The 22,917-nt window shown below is 46.3% G+C and carries 27 protein-coding genes and 2 pseudogenes; 16 read left to right on the top strand and 13 right to left on the bottom strand.

Going from position 1 to position 22,917, the window contains the following annotated elements:
- The 3 genes from RIG27_RS05075 to RIG27_RS05065 are packed head-to-tail and all read left to right on the top strand — an operon-like array spanning nt 1 to nt 1,024.
- A complete protein-coding gene (locus RIG27_RS05075; RefSeq protein ID WP_446343040.1) occupies nt 1-462 on the top strand; it encodes a hypothetical protein in 462 nt (153 codons plus the stop codon).
- Nucleotides 459-743 (top strand): hypothetical protein, encoded by a 285-nt coding sequence (locus RIG27_RS05070; RefSeq protein WP_446343038.1) that lies wholly within the window; start codon nt 459-461, stop codon nt 741-743. Before RIG27_RS05075 ends, RIG27_RS05070 begins: the two co-directional genes overlap by 4 nt.
- Before the next feature lie 8 nt (nt 744-751).
- Entirely contained in the window at nt 752-1,024 is a 273-nt protein-coding gene (locus RIG27_RS05065; RefSeq protein WP_446343036.1) for a UPF0175 family protein, read from the top strand.
- A 228-nt stretch (nt 1,025-1,252) separates the two neighbouring features.
- On the opposite strand, the gene RIG27_RS05060 is transcribed toward RIG27_RS05065, so the two are convergent.
- On the bottom strand, nt 1,253-1,708 hold the full coding sequence (locus tag RIG27_RS05060; RefSeq protein WP_446343034.1) for an HNH endonuclease: 456 nt from the start codon (nt 1,706-1,708) through the stop codon (nt 1,253-1,255).
- Nucleotides 1,705-1,941: a hypothetical protein gene (locus RIG27_RS05055; protein WP_446343032.1), complete on the bottom strand. Its 237-nt coding sequence runs from the start codon at nt 1,939-1,941 to the stop codon at nt 1,705-1,707. The genes RIG27_RS05060 and RIG27_RS05055 overlap by 4 nt, the downstream gene beginning before the upstream one ends.
- Nucleotides 1,942-2,467: 526 nt before the next feature.
- Between RIG27_RS05055 and RIG27_RS05050 the strand changes: the two genes are divergently transcribed.
- The 5 genes from RIG27_RS05050 to RIG27_RS05030 all read left to right on the top strand — a co-directional run bounded on the left by RIG27_RS05050 (nt 2,468) and on the right by RIG27_RS05030 (nt 4,121).
- Nucleotides 2,468-2,749 carry a UPF0175 family protein gene (locus tag RIG27_RS05050; RefSeq protein WP_446343030.1) on the top strand — a complete coding sequence of 94 codons (282 nt, stop codon included), beginning with the start codon at nt 2,468-2,470 and terminating at the stop codon, nt 2,747-2,749.
- The gene (locus tag RIG27_RS05045; RefSeq protein ID WP_446343028.1) at nt 2,746-3,231 is read left to right on the top strand and encodes a DUF3368 domain-containing protein; all 486 of its coding nucleotides are present in this window, start codon (nt 2,746-2,748) and stop codon (nt 3,229-3,231) included. Before RIG27_RS05050 ends, RIG27_RS05045 begins: the two co-directional genes overlap by 4 nt.
- A gap of 138 nt (nt 3,232-3,369) precedes the next feature.
- Nucleotides 3,370-3,666, top strand: a complete 297-nt coding sequence (locus RIG27_RS05040) for a hypothetical protein (RefSeq protein WP_446343026.1) — start codon at nt 3,370-3,372, stop codon at nt 3,664-3,666.
- Between the two features lie 128 nt (nt 3,667-3,794).
- Nucleotides 3,795-3,935 (top strand): hypothetical protein, encoded by a 141-nt coding sequence (locus RIG27_RS05035; RefSeq protein ID WP_446343024.1) that lies wholly within the window; start codon nt 3,795-3,797, stop codon nt 3,933-3,935.
- 48 nt (nt 3,936-3,983) lie between these two features.
- Nucleotides 3,984-4,121, top strand: a complete 138-nt coding sequence (locus tag RIG27_RS05030; protein WP_446343022.1) for a hypothetical protein — start codon at nt 3,984-3,986, stop codon at nt 4,119-4,121.
- Between the two features lie 493 nt (nt 4,122-4,614).
- On the opposite strand, the gene RIG27_RS05025 is transcribed toward RIG27_RS05030, so the two are convergent.
- Complete coding sequence (locus tag RIG27_RS05025) at nt 4,615-4,992, bottom strand: hypothetical protein (protein WP_446343020.1); 378 nt, start codon at nt 4,990-4,992, stop codon at nt 4,615-4,617.
- A 27-nt stretch (nt 4,993-5,019) separates the two neighbouring features.
- Between RIG27_RS05025 and RIG27_RS05020 the strand changes: the two genes are divergently transcribed.
- Nucleotides 5,020-6,351: an ATP-binding protein gene (locus RIG27_RS05020; RefSeq protein WP_446343018.1), complete on the top strand. Its 1,332-nt coding sequence runs from the start codon at nt 5,020-5,022 to the stop codon at nt 6,349-6,351.
- A 423-nt stretch (nt 6,352-6,774) separates the two neighbouring features.
- On the opposite strand, the gene RIG27_RS05015 is transcribed toward RIG27_RS05020, so the two are convergent.
- Entirely contained in the window at nt 6,775-8,502 is a 1,728-nt protein-coding gene (locus RIG27_RS05015; protein WP_446343017.1) for a diflavin flavoprotein, read from the bottom strand.
- A gap of 398 nt (nt 8,503-8,900) precedes the next feature.
- On the opposite strand from RIG27_RS05015, the pseudogene RIG27_RS05010 reads away from it, so the two are divergent.
- A pseudogene (locus RIG27_RS05010) lies at nt 8,901-9,089 on the top strand (protein NO VEIN domain-containing protein); the annotation flags it as partial.
- A 12-nt stretch (nt 9,090-9,101) separates the two neighbouring features.
- Nucleotides 9,102-9,680, top strand: a complete 579-nt coding sequence (locus RIG27_RS05005) for a Uma2 family endonuclease (protein ID WP_446343015.1) — start codon at nt 9,102-9,104, stop codon at nt 9,678-9,680.
- On the opposite strand, the gene RIG27_RS05000 is transcribed toward RIG27_RS05005, so the two are convergent.
- Entirely contained in the window at nt 9,677-10,060 is a 384-nt protein-coding gene (locus tag RIG27_RS05000; protein ID WP_446343013.1) for a BON domain-containing protein, read from the bottom strand. The two genes, RIG27_RS05005 and RIG27_RS05000, sit on opposite strands and share 4 nt — an antisense overlap.
- 24 nt (nt 10,061-10,084) lie before the next feature.
- On the opposite strand from RIG27_RS05000, the gene RIG27_RS04995 reads away from it, so the two are divergent.
- A complete protein-coding gene (locus RIG27_RS04995) occupies nt 10,085-10,291 on the top strand; it encodes a hypothetical protein (RefSeq protein WP_446343011.1) in 207 nt (68 codons plus the stop codon).
- Nucleotides 10,292-10,357: 66 nt separating this feature from the next.
- Here RIG27_RS04995 and RIG27_RS04990 read toward each other — a convergent pair whose 3' ends face one another.
- Nucleotides 10,358-10,540, bottom strand: a complete 183-nt coding sequence (locus tag RIG27_RS04990; protein WP_446343009.1) for a hypothetical protein — start codon at nt 10,538-10,540, stop codon at nt 10,358-10,360.
- Nucleotides 10,541-10,796: 256 nt separating this feature from the next.
- Nucleotides 10,797-11,612 (bottom strand): pantothenate kinase, encoded by an 816-nt coding sequence (locus tag RIG27_RS04985; protein ID WP_446343007.1) that lies wholly within the window; start codon nt 11,610-11,612, stop codon nt 10,797-10,799.
- 358 nt (nt 11,613-11,970) lie between these two features.
- Between RIG27_RS04985 and glgX the strand changes: the two genes are divergently transcribed.
- Both glgX and RIG27_RS04975 read left to right on the top strand, forming a co-directional pair.
- The gene (gene glgX, locus RIG27_RS04980) at nt 11,971-14,094 is read left to right on the top strand and encodes a glycogen debranching protein GlgX (RefSeq protein WP_446343005.1); all 2,124 of its coding nucleotides are present in this window, start codon (nt 11,971-11,973) and stop codon (nt 14,092-14,094) included.
- Nucleotides 14,095-14,152: 58 nt separating this feature from the next.
- Nucleotides 14,153-14,260 (top strand): annotated as a pseudogene (locus RIG27_RS04975) (PDDEXK nuclease domain-containing protein); the annotation flags it as partial.
- A 305-nt stretch (nt 14,261-14,565) separates the two neighbouring features.
- Here the strand turns inward: RIG27_RS04975 and rpiA are convergent.
- A complete protein-coding gene (rpiA, locus tag RIG27_RS04970) occupies nt 14,566-15,276 on the bottom strand; it encodes a ribose-5-phosphate isomerase RpiA (RefSeq protein ID WP_446343003.1) in 711 nt (236 codons plus the stop codon).
- A gap of 6 nt (nt 15,277-15,282) precedes the next feature.
- On the opposite strand from rpiA, the gene RIG27_RS04965 reads away from it, so the two are divergent.
- Nucleotides 15,283-15,585 carry a hypothetical protein gene (locus RIG27_RS04965; RefSeq protein ID WP_446343001.1) on the top strand — a complete coding sequence of 101 codons (303 nt, stop codon included), beginning with the start codon at nt 15,283-15,285 and terminating at the stop codon, nt 15,583-15,585.
- 70 nt (nt 15,586-15,655) lie between these two features.
- Here the strand turns inward: RIG27_RS04965 and RIG27_RS04960 are convergent, their stop codons facing one another.
- The 3 genes from RIG27_RS04960 to RIG27_RS04950 all read right to left on the bottom strand — a co-directional run bounded on the left by RIG27_RS04960 (nt 15,656) and on the right by RIG27_RS04950 (nt 18,120).
- Nucleotides 15,656-16,099 carry an RNA recognition motif domain-containing protein gene (locus RIG27_RS04960; RefSeq protein ID WP_446342999.1) on the bottom strand — a complete coding sequence of 148 codons (444 nt, stop codon included), beginning with the start codon at nt 16,097-16,099 and terminating at the stop codon, nt 15,656-15,658.
- Between the two features lie 473 nt (nt 16,100-16,572).
- On the bottom strand, nt 16,573-17,262 hold the full coding sequence (gene rsmG, locus RIG27_RS04955) for a 16S rRNA (guanine(527)-N(7))-methyltransferase RsmG (RefSeq protein WP_446343080.1): 690 nt from the start codon (nt 17,260-17,262) through the stop codon (nt 16,573-16,575).
- Nucleotides 17,263-17,451: 189 nt separating this feature from the next.
- Entirely contained in the window at nt 17,452-18,120 is a 669-nt protein-coding gene (locus RIG27_RS04950; protein WP_446342997.1) for an ABC transporter ATP-binding protein, read from the bottom strand.
- A gap of 696 nt (nt 18,121-18,816) precedes the next feature.
- On the opposite strand from RIG27_RS04950, the gene RIG27_RS04945 reads away from it, so the two are divergent.
- Nucleotides 18,817-19,740 (top strand): Sll0314/Alr1548 family TPR repeat-containing protein, encoded by a 924-nt coding sequence (locus RIG27_RS04945; RefSeq protein WP_446342995.1) that lies wholly within the window; start codon nt 18,817-18,819, stop codon nt 19,738-19,740.
- Nucleotides 19,741-19,820: 80 nt separating this feature from the next.
- Here RIG27_RS04945 and RIG27_RS04940 read toward each other — a convergent pair whose 3' ends face one another.
- Together RIG27_RS04940 and RIG27_RS04935 are read right to left on the bottom strand one after the other, a co-directional pair.
- On the bottom strand, nt 19,821-20,315 hold the full coding sequence (locus RIG27_RS04940) for a TerB family tellurite resistance protein (protein WP_446342993.1): 495 nt from the start codon (nt 20,313-20,315) through the stop codon (nt 19,821-19,823).
- 315 nt (nt 20,316-20,630) lie between these two features.
- On the bottom strand, nt 20,631-22,355 hold the full coding sequence (locus RIG27_RS04935; protein ID WP_446342991.1) for a peroxidase family protein: 1,725 nt from the start codon (nt 22,353-22,355) through the stop codon (nt 20,631-20,633).
- Nucleotides 22,356-22,917 lie beyond the last annotated feature (562 nt).

Below are 22,917 nucleotides of genomic sequence, written 5' to 3'. Positions count from 1 at the left end.
ATGGCTATACCATCACGAGTCTTTCTAGATACCAATGTCTATATTGTGGGAGTTGCCAATTCTACCAGTGCTGAATGGAAGATCTTACAGTGGTTAGGATTTGAATCTCGTCGTTCTGATGCGGCAGAGGTGGTGATTTCGGCAGTTGTCATTGAGCAAATTTTACGAGTTGCAAAGCGGTTAAAAAATAAAGATTGGGCGGGTAGTGTTGTTGCTCGTATTTGGCAGAATTTAAAGTTGCGTTATGTTCTGGTGAATGAACCGGGTTTCCAGCCGACAGATCCTTTTGTGTGGTTACCACGGGAAGATGTTGGTGTTTATCTGACCGCCAAATTTGGTGAAGCGGATTGTTTTATATCGTCGAATCATGAGCTGATTCGGGTGATAATAGCACAGACGGGTGAGTTTGAGTGCCTAAAACCTGTGGATTTCGTGAGCAGATATTTGGAGAGTGGCTCTTGAATTCAAGATTATTGATCGGCATGGTGATGTTGGGTTTCAGGCTTCCAACCAACCGACGAGGCGAGCGATCGCACTCTATTCCCAAATATTATAACCATGCGATCGCACTTTCTCCCTTCAACCTCACCCAAACGCGATTGAACTCTCTCCCTTCAACCTCACCCAAACGCGATCGCATTCTCTCCTTTCAACCTAAGCTAAACTATGATCGCGCCATTTTTTTGGTAAGCTTTTATCATAAGGAAATATATACACCTATAGCCTCAATGGGTAAACATTGAATTGTAACGTGAAAATAGAAGTTATTGTTCCCGATGAACTATTGACAACTCGACCCGAACCAAAGCCAGAGGACTTGCGGCGGCAAATCTTACTCTTAACGTTGGGTTCTTTATACCAATCCGGTGATATTTCAGGTGGATTGGCTGCCCAAGTCATGGGTTGTAGTCGTTGGCAGTTTTATCAATTGCTGTCTGACTCGGGATTCGCTGTGATTGATTACCCGGAGGAGGAATTAGAACGCGAGGGAGAGGTGAGTGCGGTTTGGTATGAGCAGGGGTAAACACGTTGAAGACTGTTGTTAACAGTACCCCCTTAATTGCCCTATCTATTACAGGTTATCTATTTCTGCTAAATCGACCGCCCTTTCTCAATATGACGTGCGCCCTATTGCAAACGTTGCGCCCAATGATATATTTGACCTTATAGACGATCGCGAATCGCACTCTCTTCCCCTCAACCTAACCCAAACGCGATTGCCTTCGGCACTAGCGAAGCTAATCACACTTGTTTAAGCGGATTGGCTTGGATCAGTTTTGGGAGGATGTAAACCTACTCTTTTCCATAGTTCTCGCGCACTTCGGATCGATTCCTCTTCTGGATAGCGGGTATCATTGAGATCAAGCCGATCGCACGTTGCTCGACCAATCGGGGTTGTTCCCAGGATTTCTTTCCCATCCGCACTCCAGATAAAATGGTCTGACCATTGTTGCTGACGCGGGTTAAAAAGAGAAACAATCGTTTCAGTGATGTGATCGTATCCAGCTACGAAATTATAGCGACGCTCGTTGCAACGGCGACAAGCAAAAGCCAGGTTATTCAAGTGATCTGAACCGTTAAGAGAACGCGGTAAAATATGATCAATCGTAAAACGAGTTGTGCAAATTTGTTCGGGAGAATGACAATATTCACACAATCCTTTGGCTCGCTCTCGCACTTGTTGGCGTACTGTCTCATTAACGGTCATTTTTGAGCGAGGAGCATAGCATTGATATGGGTAAAAATGCGATCAAGTTCGCCAATCGCTTCGAGTTCGCTGATTTCTTCTAAGGTTAGGCGATCGCTTTTTTTCTTTTCGAGTAGTTCTTCCATTCGGGATTGCAGATCCTCAGTAAATTTAAACAGCATAAGTTCTTCAACTCGCTGGAGTTTAATTTTACCAATTAGAGTAGAAGGTTTGATGGTAACGGAGGAAACCATATTCAGTCTGATACCATTGAGAGGGATATTATAATTCTACATAGTTAATTGCGCGATCGCGTCTTTTTTCTGGTATACTTTCACCATGGAAAAATGTGTCCGCCTGTAGGGGCGATCGCACTTTCTCCCCTCAACCCAACCCAAACGCGATCGCCTTCGGCACAAGCGAAGCTTATCGCACTATCTTCCCAAATCTTATAACCCCGCGATCGCATCCCTTCTATTCAACCCAATCACCAAGCGAATTCCCTGGTAGCCGTTAAAGGTGAAATATGTCATGCTTCATTTCGTTCCTCCGCTTCGCGGAGGAACGAAACGAAGCATCTGTCCAAATACTCGACAAGGCGTACCAATAACGTGATAGAACACAACTTGGTTTTTTTGTATGCTGATTGGGAAGTGTACGCCCGGTTGGGGATGTTATGATTTTTTTCAATAAGCGCGATCGCGCCATTTTTTTGGTAGGGTTTTATCATAAAGAAATATATACACCTATAGCCTCAATGGGTAAACATTGAATTGTAACGTGAAAATAGAAGTTATTGTTCCGGATGAACTATTGACAACTCTACCCGAACCACAGCCAGAGGACTTGCGGCGGCAAATCTTACTCTCAACCTTGGGTTCTTTATACCAATCCGGTGATATTTCAGGTGGATTGGCTGCCCAAGTCATGGGTTGTAGTCGTTGGCAGTTTTATCAGTTGCTGTCTGACTCGGGATTCGCTGTGATTGATTACCTAGAGGAGGAATTAGAACAAGAGGGAGAGGTGAGTGCAGTTTGGTATAAGCAGGGGGAAACACATTGAAGACTGTTGTTAATAGTACCCCCTTAATCGCCCTATCTATTACGGGTTATCTATTTCTGCTAAATCAACTGTTTGAGCAGGTGGTTGTGCCTGTCTCGGTTTATGAAGAAGTAGCATTACAGGGAGAGGAACGTCCAGGTGCTGAGGCGGTTGCTCAAGCCAATTGGTTAGTGATTCAAGCGCCAGAGCGTTCTCTGTTATTATCGGCTGAATTAGTGCAACTTGATCGGGGTGAACAGGATGTGATAATACTTGCTCAGGAAATTAAAGCGGACTGGGTTTTGATTGATGAGAAGTTAGCCCGACGGGTTGCTATTGGTTTAGGTTTGCAGGTTAAGGGAACCTTAGGAGTGTTGCTAATTGCCTATCGAATGGGTCTGATTTCTAAGGAAGCATCAATAAAAGCCGTGCAGGATTTAGCGAGTAGTTCGGTGCGTCTAAGTTCGCGCTTACGGGAATGGTTTATAGCACAATTGGGTTGATGAAAATAGTGGAGAAATTGAGCTACTCTTTTACTCCTCTTTTGCGATCGCACTCAAACCAAATCCATGCGATCGCGCCTTTTTTCTGGTATACTTTTATCATGGAAAAATGTGTCCGCCTGTAGGGGCGCACGCCCCGTGCGCCCTATTGCAAACGTTGCGCCCAATGATATATTTGACTTTATAGACGATCGCGATCGCACTCTCCTCCCAAATCTGATCACTCCGCGATCGCACTCTATTCCCTTCAACCTAACCTTAACGCGATTGCCTTCGGCACAAGCGAAGCTGATCGCACTCTCTCCTTTCAACCTAACCCAAACAGCGATTGCCTTCGGCACAAGCGAAGCTGATCGCACTCTCCTCCCAAATCTGATCACGCCCGCGATCGCACAATCTGCCTTCAACCCAATCACCAAGCGAATTCCCTCGTAGCCGTTAAAGGTGAAATATGTCATGGTTCGTGGAGTCCGTAGCGAAGCGGAGGAACGAAACGAAGCATCTGTCCAAATACTCGGCAAGGCGTACCAATAACGTGATAGAATGCAACTCGGTTTTTTTGTATGCTGATTGGGAAGTGTACACCCGGTTGGGGATGTTATGCTTTTCTCCAAGCGCGATCGCACTCTATTCCCTTCAACCTAACCTTAACGCGATTGCCTTCGGCACAAGCGAAGCTGATCGCACTCTCCTCCCAAATCTGATCACGCCCGCGATCGCACTCTCTCCTTTCAACCTAACCTAAACAGCGATTGCCTTCGGCACAAGCGAAGCTTATCGCACTCTATTCCCAAATTAAATCACCGCGCGATCGCATCCCATCTCCTCAACCCAATCATCACGCGAATTCCCTCGTAGCCGTTAAAGGTGAAATATGTCATGCTGAGTGAAGTCCTCCGCGAAGCGGAGGAACGAAACGAAGCATCTGTCCAATTATGACCGCGAACAGTATATGCTTTAATCCAAGGCGATCGCACTTTTATATGCTAACCTTGCCAATTCTCCCACCGATTTTGGGATGATGCGCCCTGTCGGGGATGTTATGCTTTTCTCCAAGCGCGATCGCACTCTCTTCCCAAATTAAATCACCCCGCGATCGCACTTCCTCCCCTCAACCTCACCGGGTCTTCCGTAGTTGGTGTGCTAAATTGTTAGTTGGAGTTGCTAAAATATTGGGCAGCAAGAGCTTTAGCCATTTATTCCCTAATTTCAAGTTGTTTTTAGAGGCTTAGGCGCTACAGTCCTTATGGAGCTTGATTTTGAGATATTAAAACTGATAGTTTGGCACACTAAGTCCGGAAGACCCAAACGTTTTAGGGCAAGAGATTAACAAGAATTGTCAGTTCAGCATTTGTAAAGGATATTGCATTTGTTTGTCTACGGTCATTTGGAAAAAACTGCACTACGCGTACCATTCCTCTTTCGACTGTTAGCTTTAAGGCTACATCCAATGGCCACGATGGATATCGATGCAAACCAATCCGCTGGAACTCCCTCGTTTATTAACGAAACTAAGTCATCTGGGCGAGAGAATTTAAACAGGGCTGCAACCCAATATTCAAATTTAGAAAATAAATGAGCTGCTTCTATGAAGTTTTTCTTTGTCAATTCGTATTTTGTCTTTGCACCTGAATATTTTTCATTCTTCTCAGCCATGAATCCTTTTTTTGAACCGGTTGCTCTTTTCCAACAATCATCTTCTTTAAAACGTTGTACTATGTAATTTTGTTGCTGGCTATCCAGGGGAGATATTGACGACAAAGGAGCAACCTTGGTTTTCTGGTCACGTTGCCCCTGAATGTCGTCGGTGTTGTCCCCCTGCTGTATCTATTGGGTCAACCCTATCAAGACACCCAGTTGATGCACTTGATTCAACCCCTAGACACAGCGATTCCGGCTACCCTGCAACCCTCTCATCAACAAATCGCCGATCGCATCGCCCAGTTATGGCAGACTAATCCTAATACTATCGGGGAATCCACCAACGAGGCGGGTGTTGAATCCCTGTTATCTGCCCCTCGCCTTCCAGATGTAGAGACGCGCCATGGCGCGTCTCTACAACCCATCATCCAACTGTGTAACACTACCCCCAGCGCCGCCAGTGCCATCATCACCACCGTCGCCTCCCTCCTCAATCGCCCCCTCAAACGCCTAGAAGCCCATCGCCTCCCCACCTCTCTCCCAGACGTCTCTCACCTCATCCGCCGTTGGCACCGCGATGCACTCCTCACTCAGAGTATCCTCCTCCTAGATTGCCAGGAGTTCAACACCAGCCATACCCCCCATATCGAGGCACTCTGCCACTTCCTCAAAGCCATCCACACCCCCCTGATTATCAGTACCCCCGAACGCCTCCCTTCCGCCCAACGCCCCTTCATCACCACCGATATCCCCGCCCTCTCCCATCTCGAACAACTCCACCTCTGGCACACCCACCTGGGGGAAACCGCCAGCCAACTCAATGGCGAAATCCCCGCCATCGTCGCCCAATTCAACCTCACCCACACCGATATCCAAGCCGCCTGCATCGCCTTCCACTCTGATATCGCCCAACTGGAAACCCAAGCCAAACCCAAAGGGCGTAAACAAACCCCCGCCGACACCCAACCCCAACTCTCACTCCTCACCTCCCACCTCTGGGATATCTGTCGCATCCAATCCCGCCCCCGTTTAGAAGATTTGGCACAACGCCTAGAACCCACCGCCACTTGGGATGATTTTGTCCTCCCTGAACCCGAACTTAAACTCCTCAAAGACATGGTAAATCAGGTGCGCCAACGGGTTAAAGTGTATACAGAATGGGGATTTGCCCAGAAAAGTAATCGGGGTTTGGGTATCAGCGCCCTATTTGCCGGACAAAGTGGTACAGGGAAAACCATGGCGGCAGAAGTCTTGGCAAATGAATTACGCTTAGATTTATATCGAATAGACCTGTCTGCCGTTATCAGTAAATATATCGGCGAAACGGAGAAAAATCTGCGCCGTATCTTCGACGCCGCCGAAACTGGAGGCGCAATTCTCCTGTTTGACGAAGCCGACGCCATCTTTGGCAAACGTACCCAAGTCAAAGACTCCCATGACCGCCATGCTAATGTAGATGCTGTAGGGGCGAGTCGCTGAATTCTCGTTAAGGGCAAATCCATTAATTTCCTCGACTCGCCCTAGTATCGTGAAAAGGGAAGACATTAATTGGTTCAAGGAAGCTTTATTGTCAGTTCACCCGGAAAGAAAGGGTAACTTGGTGGGTTACGGCGGACATAAGATTATCGGGTTTGTTTCTCTATTAAGCACCGCCTAACCATTGGTGGGTTACGGCGGACATAAGATTATCTAGTTTGTTTCTCTATTAAGCACCGCCTAACCCACCCTACGGGTTAAGATTAATTTTGGTCTATAGGACGGCACATTTTCCCATGATATAAAAGTACCGAAAATCCGTGAAAAAGTCAAGGGTTAATTCGGCTTTTTTTCGGGACTTATTTTATGGGTTATGTGTAAGGACAAAGGACAAAGGACAAATGACAAAGGACAAATGACAAATGACTAATAATGATTCCCCACCTTACGATGATGTACCGCCGTCATCGCATCCGTCTTAGAAACTCGTCCCGCCGAAACTGTGGCATAAATAGTCCAGTGATCGCCACAATCTAAGCGGCTTTTCACTTCACATTCCATATAGGCTAAAGCATCAGCTAAAATCGGAGAACTATTGCTGGCAGAATAGGTTTTAATCCCCTCAAAACGGTTTGCACCGGGCGGGAAACGCTTGAGGAAATGCTTCATCAGCCCTTGATAACTTCCGGCTTCCAAGACATTAAGAACAAAGCGATCGCCCACATACAAAAACGACTCGATCGCCCGATCCTTTGCCACCGCCACCGATACGCCCAGGGGTTTAAATGACGCTTGCGCTACCCACGACGCTACCATCGCACTGCTGATATTCCCCTTTTTGGCAGTAATAACATAGAGCCCACTGCTGATTCGCCCCAAGGCTTTATCCAAATCACTATCCAGGGACTTCGTTTGCTTAATCGTGCGATCGCGTGACAGCCATTGTCCTAAATCCGTCCCCGCTTCTTCACATAACTGATAAACCCGTTCATTCGGTGTATCTTTGACTAAAATCGGCGGGAATCCTGGCGTTAGTCCTAAATCCCGAAACTTATTCACCAACAGATACGCCGATTCACTCTCAAGAGCCCCCGATTCAAACACACCAAACGACTGCTTCGGATTCGTCGCCCCCAAAATTGTACCCATCGCGGTTTGGGCGACAGCAGCAACGTCTCCCGTCGTCGGCGGTGTACCCATCACCACCCCAGACGCAATACTCATCAATTCCTTAATCTCTTGCGGATCAGCCGATCGCAAGTCCATCATATCCACCGCTACACCCGTCTTGGTAATTCCATGGGCAATCGCTTGGGAGAGGCGATCGCTATATCCGTAATCAGAGATGTAAAATACAGCAACAGTCGTGTCAGCTTTTGCCTGTTCCTCACTCCAACGCCGATACCGTCCCGTGAGTTCACTCAGATTGTGATAGAGTAAGGGACCATGACCTGTAGCAATGGTGCTAATTTCAGGTAACTTGTCCATCCGTTTCAGGGCGGATAGCACCGAACGGGCATTGGGACCCATTAAACAGTCATAGTAATATTTAAAATCGGCTTCGAGCAGGTCTAAATCTTCATCAAACGTGTAATCATCACAATAGTGCATCCCAAAAGCATCACAGGTAAACAGAACCTGGGTTTTGGTATCGTAGGTGAAAATCGTATCGGGCCAATGGAGATTCGGGGCAATTACTGCTTCCAGGATATGCCCATTTCCCAAATCAACGCGATCGCCATTTTTGACGATTTGCGATTGAAACGGCTGATTCACCCAATTTTCCAGGAATTGGATCGCCACTTTTGACCCAACCACCGTAATATTGGGGGCAAGTGCCAGAATATCTTTAACTAAGCCACTGTGATCCGGTTCTGTGTGGCTAACTACCAGATAATCTAATCTGGCTGGGTCAATTAATCCCGTCAATGTATCGAGATAGAGTTGGCGAAACTTTTCATGAGACGTATCCACCAACGCCGTTTTTTCACTCTGAATCAGGAACGAGTTATAGGTCGTACCATTCTGTAACCCAAATTCTATATCAAAGCGATCGCGATCCCAATCCAGCGATCGGATTGCTATGGTATCCGGGGCAATTTCGGCGGTTTGCATCGTCAACCGACGCTGAATTCCCTCTGCTACTGCGACCATCCGTTGTCTCCTTTCTTATATCAACTTCATTTACTCTGCTTTTTAATTATCTTTACATATCAATTCAAATTTTGAGATTTAAATCGTTTATACAAAAGATTAAAACAGTATTCAGCAAGTCCTAGACAGACGAGGTGCGGTGCGATCGGGTGATGAGTTAGGCTCGATCACGAGAACCCTGTCCCGATTCAGGTGACGTTGAGGGAGAGGGGTGATATCGCGGACTCGATTAAAATCCAGGTATTTTGCTGATGAAGAGTCGTTCGGCTGCTAACCAAGGCGTACAGCTAGACCAATTAAAAGCCAATGTGATCCTGCGTGGCTCCATTTTTCCAGAACCCGTGCAAGTAATCATGGCGATGCCGATGGGGGAGTCGGTTAAACTGATTGCTAAAGGATTAACCACGAATGAGTATAAAACGGCGGAACGGTTGAAGCAGGATTATTGGTTGTATGTGGTGTTTAATTGTGCCACTACGCCAGAGGTGCATCCGATACAAAACCCAGTAACATTAGGATGGGAACCGTTGGTTAAAATTGAGCATTATCACGTTTCGGCTGAGAAACTATTAGAGGTAGAGGAATAGCGGGTATCTTTTATGCAATTACAGACACAAAAACGCTACTACACCCCAGAAGAATACTTGGAACTAGAGGAGAAAGCGGAGTATAAGCATGAATATCGCGATAGAGAAATTGTACCGATGACGGGTGGGACAACGAATCATAATGAAATTGCGTTGAATTTTGCCGCCAACTTAAAGTTTGGTTTGAGAGGGCAAAATTATCGCGTCTATATCGGGGATGTGCGGTTATGGATACCTCGTTATCGTCAGTACACCTATCCTGATGTGATGGTTATTGAAGGAGAACCGATTTATACGGGAACGGGGACAACGACGGTGATGAATCCCTCGTTGATTGTTGAGGTATTATCCAAATCAACGAAGAATTATGATTTAGGCGATAAGTTTATTTTCTATCGGTCGATTCCAGAGTTTAAGGAATATATTTTGATTGACCAAACCAAATATCATGTGATGCAGTATGCCAAAAATACTGAGGGTCAATGGTTCTTAAGTGAGCAGGAATCAGCCGAGGCGGTTCTTGAATTAAGGTCAATCGAGTTTCAGATCAATTTGAGCGATATTTACGAAAACGTCAATTTTGCCGATTAGGACTGAATATCATAATCAACATCAAGCTGATTAACCACACTCATCGCGCCAGCTTCGTAGGCTTCTTCCGTGGCTTGATTGCGTTCATACCAGGTATCCACATTACCCGTTAACGTGGCAACTCCATTATTCACCGCCACATCTACTTGATTCGCTTCCACATAGGGATCACGCTCAAGCGCATTATTCACATTGGTGGTAATCTGACTCTGAGTTACCTCGTCAACAGGTTGTACATTAATCTGGTTTTCCACGTTCCAGACACCCACCGTATTACTCGCATCTTGTGCCGCCGCTTTCTTAGCTTTCAGATTATCAACGTTACCCGTGAGCATAACCTCACCATTATCTACAGCCACATTCACATTAAAGCTAGCCACACGTTTAATAAAGGTCTATACGCTATGTTCTATCAAAATTCACAAACGTCAAAAAACTCCCTGACACGAGGGCTATCTGTGCTAGCGGCTGGTTCTGCATTGGTGTTCGGTACACCGTTGCTTGTACCTGAGGTGGCACAGGCTCAAAACCAGATGGTAGTCGCTCAGACGGCTACTATTCCAGCAACGAGCGCTCAAAGCCAGACGCTACAGAGGCAAGCATTGGGGTAAACCGATCAAGTCACTCCTCAAAGGCTTGCCAATTAATCTAGCTCATGCGATCGCGCTCCCGAATGCTCAACTCCAGTATGTATCGTCTGAGTCTGACTCTTGGTCAGCAGAAGCGGTTTGATTTCGTACCTCGGTGTCTTGGTCATCGCCTGAACCCTGTCGGATTTGACGACATCTAGAAAGGAGTTCTTCAAGATTTTCTTCCATATTTTTTAGATCAAGTAGCTGGAGTTGGTTAGAAAAGGACATTTTTTTAATTCTCTTAACTGTTTACCCTTGCCTATTTCCAGTATTCCAGACTGACTAAGAAATTCAGTGTATTACCTGTGTTTTTTTTGTAAAGTTATCGCTAAAAAATGATAAAGCTAATAATTCTCAATAAAATTTAATTCGATTATTCTTTCAATAATTAGATAAATCAAACTTAAATCATAAGTTGTCCATAGAGAATTTTGCGGTGGTATTTGCCCTCAATAGGGTATTCCCAAAATACCAATCGTTTCGGCTATACATCTTCGCCTGCAAGATTCTTAGTTATAGCCACAAAATTAATTCCCAAAAAAATTAAGTGGCGATCGGCAACAAGATCAGGATAAAATTTAGGAGAACGACTATGTAAATAGTCGAGTAATAAGTCAGCGTCTCCACCCGTTAAAGCAATTGGGCTGTTAGGGAAGCGATGCAACCAATCGGCAATAAACTCTCGAATTCCTGCTAATAGAGTATAAATAACGCCACTTTCAATCGCGGTCAAGGTATCTATCGCCCAACGGTTAGGTAATTGGCGCTTAAGTGAGATAGACGGTAAGGCGGCTGTGTTGTGGGCTAAGGATTCGAGTTGTAATTTGAGTCCGGGTAAAATAGCGCCGCCGACAAGATGGCGATGATCATCGACACCCGTAAAGGTTAACGCTGTCCCCGCATCAATCACCAGCACGGGATAATTATAGGTTTCCCCCGCCCCTAACACAGCCAGGGCGCGATCAATGCCCAAGGTGGGATAGACGCCTAAAAGCGGTACATCCTCTAGAGTAATAACGTGGGCAACTGGATAAGTTTGCCACAATGGAGTTTGCTCAGGAATGACTGAAGCGATATAAAGGGGTAGGTATGGATTGGAAGAGTACCAAGAAAGGAAAGGTTTACCGAAGATAGTAGTAGGTAGAAGACCAGATGTCCAGTGTTGGATGATCGATTCCACCTCGGCTGCTGGGAAATGCTGGGTATCCCAAGCCTCTTGGAGAGTATCTCCCACAAACCAAGCCCAGTGCAGCCGAGAGTTACCAATCATCAATGCGACATAGTGGTCTTGGAGATTCATGGTCAGTTAGAATTGCTTAGACGTTGAGGATTAAAAATGGGATAGGTTGAATGTATACCATTGGCTGCCATAAAAGTTTCAAAATTACCGATGACCAATTCTGTTAGATGTTTGACTTAATCCCGATTCACTTCTAAAAGCAGCAGTTGATCTCCTAAATCCCCAAAAGCATTGATTGGCTGATCTACCCATTATTAATCAACTGCATCTATTGTTAGGGAAGGGAATAATCTGCCCAATTATAGGTTGATCCTGATCAGGCGCAAATGCGATAAGTAATTAGATCCATCTTACGGCTTAGGAAAAAGGTTGCCTTTAGCTTGAGTATTTTATAGTGATGGAGTAAGGAGGTTCACCCATGTATGTACCCGTTTGGCCCGGTAAAAGTTACCCTTTAGGAGCAACCTGGGATGGTAAAGGCACAAATTTTGCCTTGTTCAGTGAAAACGCAACGGCTGTCGAGCTTTGTTTATTCGATGATGAGGATGAGGAGACACGCTTCGAGTTGACGGAAGTCAGCAACTTCGTCTGGCATGGTTATTTACCGGGTATTGGTCCAGGACAACGGTACGGTTTCCGCGTCCATGGTCCCTTTGCACCGGAGGAGGGTCATCGCTTCAATCCCAATAAAATGCTCATTGACCCTTATGCTAAGGCATTGGATGGCGAGATTGGCTACGGGGAGGAAATCTTTGGTTATCCGTGGGACGATCCAGAGAAAGACTTGGTATTGTCTGAAATTGATGATGCTCATCTGGTTCCCAAATCTGTCGTTGTCGATGAATCCTTTGACTGGGAAGAGGACGAACTGCTGCAACGACAGGCTCACGAAACGATTATTTACGAAACCCATGTTAGGGGCTTCACTAAGCTAAACCCAGACATCCCCGAACCCCTACGCGGAACTTATGCGGGACTCGCGCATCCTGCCGCGATCGCGTATCTTCAGACGTTGGGGATTACGGCAGTAGAATTGCTCCCGGTGCATCACTTCTTGTCCCAACCCGGACATTTAGTGGATAAAGGGTTAAAAAATTACTGGGGGTATGATTCTATCGCCTATCTCGCGCCCCATGCTAACTACAGCGCCAGTGGCACCCAAGGGGAACAGGTGCGTGAGTTTAAGGAAATGGTCAAGGCGCTACATAAAGCGGGGATTGAGGTGATTCTGGATGTCGTTTACAATCATACGGGCGAAGGCAATCATCTCGGTCCCACGCTTTCCCTGCGCGGCATTGACAATGTGGCATACTACCGTCTCATGGAAGATGACCCTCGCTACTACATGGATTTTACCGGGTGTGGTAATTCCCTGAACGTGCGTCATCCCCAAGTCCTGAAGCTAATTATGGACAGCCTGCGGTATTGGGTGCTACAGATGCATGTGGATGGCTTCCGCTTTGACTTAGCCTCGGCGTTGGCGCGAGAACTCTATGAGGTGGATAGTCTGGCGGCATTCTTTGATATTATTCACCAAGACCCGGTTCTGTGCAATGTGAAGCTGATTGCTGAACCCTGGGATGTGGGTATGGGCGGCTATCAAGTGGGTAAATTCCCTTTGTTGTGGTCCGAGTGGAATGGGCAATATCGGGATACCGTGCGCGACTTTTGGCGTGGTGAAGATAGTAGTTTAGCCGAATTTGCCTATCGCTTTACCGGAAGTTCTGACTTGTATGAGTCCAACGGACGCCGACCGAGTGCTAGCATTAACTTCATTACCGCCCATGATGGGTTTACCCTGAATGACATCGTAAGTTACAACGAAAAGCATAACGAGGCAAATGGGGAAGAAAACCGGGATGGGGAAAGTCATAACCGTTCCTGGAATTGTGGGGCGGAAGGCGAAACCGATGACCCAGAAATTCTCCAGTTAAGGAATAGACAGCGGCGCAACTTTTTGGTAGCGTTGATGCTATCCCAAGGCGTCCCCATGCTACTAGGCGGCGATGAAATTGGGCGATCGCAAGGGGGGAATAATAATGCCTACTGTCAGGATAGTGAAATCTCCTGGTTTGATTGGGATTTACCGGAGGAAAATGCGGCACTCTTAGACTTTACCCGTCAACTGATCTATTTTCGCCGCCAGCATCCGACATTCCGGCGACGCAAGTGGTTTCTCGGTCGAGCGATTCACGGTTCTAGCGTTAAGGATATTAGTTGGTTCAACCCCGATGGCGGCGATATGACCGAGGATCAATGGATGGCGGGGTATACCAAGGCGATCGGTATTTTCTTAAATGGTGAAGAAATTGCCACGCCGGGAGAGGAGGGGGAACGAGTCATGGATGAGAGTTTCTTCATCTGCTTCAATGCTCACTATGAGATGATTGAATTTACGCTCCCCCCAGGATTGCAAGCCAGAGAATGGGTGGTGGTGATTGACACCGACAAGCCTCGCTTTGTCGAGGAAGAAATCATCTATACCGAGGATAAGCCGATTCCAGTTATCGCGCGATCGATGATGGTGTTACGACGGCGATAAGGTGAGTAGAGACGCGCCATGGCGCGTCTCTACCTGTGCTGAAAAATGCTGTATAGCACCCGACATTGTCTCTGCACTGCGGAGACAATTGACCTGGACACACATCAAAACCCTGATGTATATCGATGATCCCCTAAAACGAGACTTCTACATCGAAATTTGTCGCTTTAATTGTGTCCATCTACTTATAAACACAAATAATGCCATCATTGTGTAGGGGCGACCCGCTTGCACCAATGAACAACTTTATCCATTCAATTTACTCGGGTCGCCCTGTCTTCTAAGCAAGCGTTACAACAAAAAGAATCGAATGCAAATTAATAAAATTGTAGGGTGCGTTAGCGCAGCGTAACGCACCATCTTACTAAATTGCAGTTACTCGCTCGGTGGGCAAGAGCAACAAACGATAACATCGGCATTTCAATGTTTATAGTCTTGCCCACCCTACAATAAAACGAGATGGATAACCGATTACATCTCGCGTACTAGGGGTTTCCCATCTTTCACTTCACCGACTAGCACCACATTAGCCACACCGACAAATAAACCATTCTCTAAAACACCAGGAATATTATTAATCGTCTTTTCTAATTCACCTGGATTATCAATCGAATCAAAGGTAACATCAATCACCATATTTCCCTGATCGGTTACCACGGGTCCCGCTTTCTTAACCCCCATCCGCAATTCGGGTTTGCCCCCCAGTTTCTCAAGCGCCCGCATCACTGGGACATACGCCATCGGAATAACTTCTACAGGCAGTTTAAACGTGGAACCCAGCCGCTCAACTAGCTTACCACTATCAACAACCACAATAAATTGAGCGGCGAGAGAATCCACCACTTTCTCACGAGTATGTGCTGCACCACCGCCTTTAATCAAATTCTTTTGCGGATCAACTTCATCAGCGCCATCAATGGCAACATCAATATGATCCACCGCATCTAAGCTAGTTAAGGGAATACCATGCTCTTTCGCTAACACTTCTGCCTGAAATGATGTGGGAATTCCCTTAATATCTTTCAGATCACCTTTTTTGATGCGATCGCCGATATACTGAATCGCATACGCCGTGGTTGAACCTGTACCTAAGCCAACAATTGTCCCGGATTGCACCCGTTCAGCCGCTGCTTTACCGACTTCTTGCTTCATCACCTTAACGGGGTCAGTTTCTGCACTCATACTAAAATGTCCTTCTTGGTTATGAATTACTGGGGATTGGGCTTATGTCATCGTTGGTTTAACGATGCCCAGATTTCAGGGTGTCACCCCAGAAGTAAGGGTATCATTGTCAGTCGGTATTTAGCGAATCAACATTATAGCTGTCGCCATAAAGTCATAAAGTTAGGACTTTCTTTAACGGCTGAAACACCACGTACCAATCATAAACCTTCTGCCTTCTGCCTTTTGCTATACCTGGAATTTGGCAACAAAGACGGACACGGTAAATTGGCAGCAGAACAGACTGCGTTTACCGTGTCCTACGGTTAGCGCGGGTTGTCTAACGCCGCTTTTGTCACTAGACGAGTTCAGTGGGTTTGGCTTTTGATTCAGACAAACTCTAGGAATTATTCGGTTGCGCCGATAATCGTTCCTTAAGTTTTGCCAAATCATCCGCCCACCGGGGGTCAGGTTGAACTGAACCCGAATCGGGTGTTGGAGAAGAACTCCGTTTGGCTTTTTTACCCCCTGGCCGACGTCCGGGGGTACTGCCACCTCCAGATGAGCGAGGTTCCTCCTCATTGGCACTTTTTGACTTGGGCTGGGCTTTTTCGATTTTCAAGGCACTGTCTTTAAAGACGTGACCGTTGAATTTCTCAATAATTTGCTCAGCCAACTCATCATTGGGAACGGTGACAAAACCAAATCCGCGACATTTCCCCGTTTTGCGATCTTTAATCACTTTGGTGGAAACCGAGGGACTGGCTTCGGCAAAAATGGCTTGCAGTTCATCGCGATCAACGGGTTCTTTTGGCAGGTTGCCAACGTAAAGACGAACGGACATGAAGGATACCTCCAGATGTGATTGAAATTTGAATCCATGAGCATACACCAGCAATTGGATTGAAACAGGATAGAGGAAAGGAATGAACGATTTCTACGTCCAGATAATTTTCCACTGATCCTGACCAACCTCAACAGCACAGACTGATGTAGTAAAATCAAACTCTTTTGACCATTTACACGGTTTAGCTACGACCCCTTTGTGAACTCTGGGTCGTCATATCAGGTTTGAAGCTAATGCTTTGGCTCGTAACTCTAATTATTACAGAATATTTACACTATTGTTAACCTAACACGAGTTGCCGCAGGCAAGCTAGTATATCAGAAAGATTGGGGTTTTTTACCAGATGTGAGTGATTTAGCCGCTTTGTCAATGCGGTGAAGTTGGGGAAGTTGGGGAAGTAGAGACGTGCCATGGCGCGTCTGGGAGCTGAGAGAGCTGGGAGGGAAGAAATTAAATGAGGACTTGAGGACTTATCCGAGCAGTATGGGGACTCGTAAGTACAAACAGTGGCGGATACTATGAGAGAGGGGCGTGGTAAAGGATTCAACTGATGCGATCGCGCCCCCTAATGATTCAACCTTCCCCTTCAACTCATCGGTTTGCTCTTCACTCCAATGACCCCGATATAAAATCCCTAACCCTCCCGGCTTCAGAAAGGGGAAAGCGTAGCCAGCACAAGCCGATGCCGAACCCACCGCCCGAACTAGGGCAATATCATACTGTTGGCGATGCTGACGCTGTTGTCCTAAGTTTTCCGCTCGACCGACTACAGTAGTCGCATTGGGGAGAGATAACTGGGGAATCAGGGAATCAAGAAAGGTAATTTTCTTGCGGGTTGAATCCAGTAACGTTACCGAACTTGAAGGAAGCGCGATCGCAACAGGCAATCCCGGAAATCCTGCACCCGTACCAATATCAATAATATTGAGCGGTTTCTCCTCCTCTGACAACAGCGAAGCCACACCTCGCAACGAATCCCATAAATGTTTTTCCCAAAAATCCTCCGGTTGGGTGATGCGGGTTAAATTCAACTGGCGATTCCCTGCCAAAATTCCAGCATACAAGTGCTGAAACTGCTGGTGTTGACTCGGATTCGGTTGCCAATTTAAGGTTTCTTGCCAAACCTCAACCATTTCCGGAAGCAGTTGTTGATCGTTCATTAATATCATGTCCACGAAGGACAAACAAATGACGAAGGACAAATGACCAATGACGAAACAATCTCCGTTAAAATCATAATCACCCGCGTCTTGATGAGAGAACAAACTTTTCTGTGTAATCAGTGTGTGAATAAGCTCTCACCTCCCTACCCCCATCTGGATAATAAATCCGTGAAATCAGTGTTTTGACTAATGACTCGTAACCACCGCCTTTTGTCCCAGACTCGCTGGGTCAACCGAGTTCAGTTCACCCTGTTGGATTGTCCAACAGCAGTCAGCAATTTGCAATAACTCACCCGCATCGTGAGTCACCACCAGTAATGTCCAATGAGACTTGAGTTTTAAGAGCAAATTCGCTAACTGGCGGCGCATTGACCAATCTAGTCCCGCCGTGGGTTCATCTAACATCAATACAGTCGGTTGGCGAATTAACTGAACCGCTAAGGCTAAACGCCTTTGTTGACCGCCACTGAGCGCATGAGGAGAGGTATACAGCGAAATCTCACCCAGTCCCACTTCAGTTAACGCTTCCTGAACCCGTTCTGAACCCAATTCCGGGTGTCCCATCCGCAATTCCTCTAGTACCGTAGAGCCACAAAAATGGCGTTCAGGAAACTGAAACACCAATCCGGCTAGTTGTTGTAAGTGATCAGGAGTTAATCCCTGTTCACCCCAGAATATATCGCCCGATGTGGCTTGAGCTAAACCTGCCAAAATTTCCAATAAGGTGGTTTTGCCAGAACCACTGCGACCGATGATCAGTCCGAGTTGTTGTGGTGCTAGGGTTAGAGTCAAACCTTTTAAGATCGCGGTGGGAGTAGCGGGGGGGTGATAGGTGATATTTTTGAGATAAAGCATCCAAATCCGTTAAGCAAAAAGATGTTCGGATCTTCTTCATTGTGGCATCGATTGTCTTAGGATGAATGGCACTGAAAATTTGCATTGTGAGATCGCCAAAACCTTTGATATGCCGTAGGGTGGGTTTCGACTTCGCTTAACCCACCAGACTTAAGCTTACTTTTGGTCCTCTCTCCAAACCTCTCTCCTGAAGAGAGAGAAGGCTTTGAATTCTCCCCCTGCAATCAATAAAAGCAAAGCATCCTCTGTTCTCCCCCTTCCGTGCAACAAGAGCTCTCGCATCCTCTATCCTCCCCCGTGCCAAAAAAGCTCTCGCATCCTTTCTCCTCCCCCATGAAACAAAAGCTCTCGCATCCTTTCTCCTCCCCCATGAAACAAAAGCTCTCGCATCCTCTGTCCTCCCCCATGCAACAAAAGCTCTCGCATCCTCTGTCCTCCCCCATGCAACAAAAGCTCTCGCATCCTCTGTCCTCCCCCCTCTTGTAGGGGGGAACGAGGGGGGTAGGGGGGAACGAGGGGGGTAGGGGGGAACGAGGGGGGTTGGGAAGGGGGCTGGGGGGAAAGGGTTTGATATCGATTTTTCTAAATGGCGTGAAAAGTCAGGACTTAAGTCAGTGACATTCGTCTAGGATTGCGGACGGAACCTCAAATTTCCCCTAACGTCGAACGTTAAAGACATTAGTTATAGTGAAGACGATGAATCATTGGTTGCCAACCCCGCGACGAACTGTAAATGCCTTAGCTGGTGCAGCTATTATGGTTGTCAGTTGCTGGGTGACTCCGAGTTTAGCGGGTGATCCGTTTCGTCCCAGTAATCCCCGCAATATTGGTGATAATACGGAAGCCGCATTTGAATCAATTTTTAAACAAGGAGATTATAAAACCGCGAAGGACTACCTTCAGCAAGCGGAAGCCAGTGAAGGAACTGATCCGTTAGTCTATGCCATGCTAGCCGCGATCGCGTACACTGAGCGAGAGTTAGAAGCCCTGAATACTTACGCCACAAAAACCCGAACCACGGCTGAACAACTGATCATATCCGATCCACTACGCGGTAATCTTTACACTGCTGTCGGTCACTTTTTAGAAGGAACCTATAACTTTGAGAAAGAAGGTCCAGTTAGAGCGCTAAGTAAACTCCAGAAAGTCTTTCAATATATCGATGCAGCCAAAGCCATTGAGCCTACCGATCCAGAGTTGAACTTACTCACAGGTCACATGGATTTGATGTTAGCCGTTAATGTCCCCTTTGCTGATCCGGCTGATGCGATTGAAAAGTTAGAAACTCATGGTTATCCCAAGTATCTGGCATATCGGGGGATTGCTGTAGCCTATCGAGATTTGAAAAAATATGATCAGGCGATGGATTATGTCGAACGCGCTCTGGAAATGACGCCTGATAATCCAGAAGTCTTATACCTGAAAGCCCAAATTTTAGTGCATCAAGATAAACCGGAAGCTGCCCTAAACTACTTTAAAAAAGCCTTAGAAAAACGGAAACAACTTCCCAATTATTCAACGGGTCAAATTGTCTACGAGCAATGTAAAGCGCAAGAAGAGGTTGATAATATCGATCGGGATTGTCGGGGGGAACGAAATCGCGCCAGAGAAGGAAATTAATGTAGAGACGTAGCTACGTCTCTAAACGGTGGGGGTGTCAATCAACTATCTGCCCCACCTGGAAGCCAAATATCAAGATATCAAGCATTCCAAGTTTCGGTTTGCAATAGAGCCCTACGCAATCCATTGGTAGCTTCTTCCATTTCTACCAATTTATTGAGAGCCAGTGCAATATCATCTTCAACGTTCAAAAGTTTAGCGGCTTTGTTTACAGCTTTTTGCTCTTCAGATGAGTAATCTTCATCGGCACGAGCCATTTGAATGGCGTGATACAACAATGTCCTCGACGATGACCAAGTAGAAACATCAACCGTAATATGGGATAATAACTCTTCCAATTTAGCACTTTTGTAGTCAAAGGATTTGTATTTTTCCATAAGCTCTTCTGGAGCGCCAACCATGCGTTGATGGTTCAGCAACCAGTCCATCTCCGCTGTTGAAACCTCTCCGTCAGCTCCAGCAATAGCTAGAAGTGCATATCCATAGTTAAGGTAGGCTTCGTAGGGAGCTGAAGAAATTCCCAGGGTCTTTTTCATGTATTGAGAAGCCGGAACTCGTTCTGTCTCAATGCTCATATTTTATTTCCTTTTTTGTTGAAATAAACAGAAAAAACTCTTTTTGATTTTCTACCATTACGTTGTTTTTTTGTCAATAGATCCGTCACCGTGTCAAAGGTTGCATATATAGAGATTCCCACATTATTAACCAATCCGCGTTGGCGGAGCCTGTTCGTTGAGAACGTATCGCACGCCTCTCGACTCACCCCCTCTTCTATCAGGTGTTGACAGACGTCTGGGTTAGTCACATCCGTGGGAAACGCGCTCGCTCTCCCTCAACATTCCCTCACCCCATCTCCCCAATACTCGCGACAGCAAGCCCTACCTAATGGATTAGCGCTTACACAATTTCCCCAAAGTCCCACCGAAAACTCCAATTAAAAACAATCCGAATAGTGCAGAAGATTCTGGTACATCTTTGGCGACAATGAAGGCATTATCCTGAATCGTGGTAATATCCGTATTGCGAACAATGATATCAGAAAGCCTTGTATCGCCAACATCCGGGACTAAATTCAGAAGATCCTGATCGGCTAGATAAAAGAAGCGATCGCCATCCTGTAAACGCTGGAATTGATCGGAGAGAATCGTGTTGAACAGTTCGCCAACCATCCCATCGTTATACGCATCTTCGGCAATTCCACCCATCCACAAATCGACTAAATCAATGTTATCCTGACCATCGGTTGTGCCGTAAATATTTCGGAAGTTTTGGGCAACTTCGGCGTCAGATGTAATTTGATCAAAACTGGTGTATCCGCCTAATCCTAACGCCCGACGCGCTTCATTATAACTGGGAAGTCCGTGATCTCGTCCCCGTTGAATATTTACAGCAGCTAAATCCAGTCCCCCGTTTCCAGCAGGGAAGAGGAAATTGCGGACATCATCGACTAAAAATGCATCAATGGTTTGGGCTTTCTGAGATGCTAATCCTAATAGTAATGAATCAATCCCGTTATCGGTAATTTCTTGAGGTTTAAAAAAGCTGTCTCTCAATGAAATACTCCCCGCTGATGTGCCATCATTGTTGATCCGTTGCAGTTCTGGAGATAACATTGTATGACCCACTCGGTAGGCAGCGGTGGAGAATTCGTTACTGATACTGGGGTTTACCGTTTCATCGTAGCCACTATGGGGATCTATTGCCCCTTCACCCAAGAGTAAAGGCAAAAACTCATTATAGGTAATTGCCTGAATTTGGGCACCGACAATCCGGCGGGTGGTTTGATAGATGTAGTCGTCTACAGAAAGTCCCGCATCAGCCGCTTTTTCGGGAGTGGTGGGATCTGCGGCAATTTCATCAGCTAACCGATTGTGTTCCCGTGCAAACAGGGTGTGAACGGCTGTTAAGCCAATCTGTTCATTTGCCCGCACATCCCCAGCGATAAATAGATTGTCAGCATCAACGCCAAAGGGATTGGCATTCGGCAGATCGGCAGTATTGAAGGGTAACAGATTCCCGGTACTGGTTTTCAGTTTTCCGCCGTCTCCTGTGCGTAAAAAATTCGCCCGTTCTAAGTTTGATCCATAGACATTTGACCCATCAATATAAGCGGTAATCGCGTTAACTTGTTGGCGGGGATTATTACTATCTGTACCTGTTCCTGGTGCGGCGACATTTCTGTTAAAGGGAATCTCTGAGCCAGGGGTAAAGGTTAAATCATTCTCTGGAACGATGATGGGTAAAGGTTCTGCACCCGCAGGCGGATCAGTCAAGTCGATGTCATGATCCACAAATTGTCCCCATTGCCATAGCCAATCGCTGGCGTGGAAGGGATTGGGGAGTGATTCGGATTGAGATGCGATCGCGTTACTGATGGCGCGAGGGTTGGGGCGATTTATCCCCGCAGGCGCGGAAATCCCGTCACTGTAATCGGGTTCGAGGAGGCGAATGAGTTCAATTTCGGCTTCACCCCAGGTTGGATTATCCAGGTTGTTGTTTGATCCGTCAATCGACCTAAATTCTATAGCTTGGGCGGGTAGGGATACGGCAAATCCTAACGTAGCAAAACTGGTTAGGGTGAGAAGCGTTCGACGGATTTTGCGAGTAGTCATCATGGTTGAATTACACCTTGATAGTTATGAACGAACTGGAAAATTCTGGCTCAGAAAGTACCTGAAGGTATTTATTCGTCAAATCCAGTTCTACTTATTACTCACAATTAAGCCACTAATTTTATGCAACCCGCGAAAAATTGTTATATTTGTTTACAAGAAAAATCGGGATTTACCTGTTAAGGACAAACAATCGTTGAATATCCCTAAACCTTCATCAAATCTTCATACAACTCCCTGATCAGTTTACGCAATCTTATCGTTCCAGGGAGTACGCTTAAGTAAGGAAAATTGACATTTGCTGAGATTTAAACATCTTAGTCCCAGCAGTAATCGTTTTACCCGGCATCACATCAATCGATAACCGTTAATGTTCCTGTAGGGGCGACCCGCTTGCATAAAGTAACGACGGTATCCACTCAATTGACTCGGGTCGCCCTTTACCTAAACCATTAGGTTAAAATCCAAGACAGCTTAATCCCCAACCGCCCATTGAATAAAGGGCGACCCGACCTCATTGAGTGGATGGGTATTTTCCATTAATGCAAGCGGGTCGCCCCTACCG

Origin of the sequence: Coleofasciculus sp. F4-SAH-05 (assembly GCF_040222985.1) — a bacterium.
GTDB classification, from domain to species: Bacteria; Cyanobacteriota; Cyanobacteriia; order Cyanobacteriales; family Coleofasciculaceae; genus Coleofasciculus; species Coleofasciculus chthonoplastes.
This window is presented reverse-complemented; position numbering and strand designations above follow the sequence as displayed.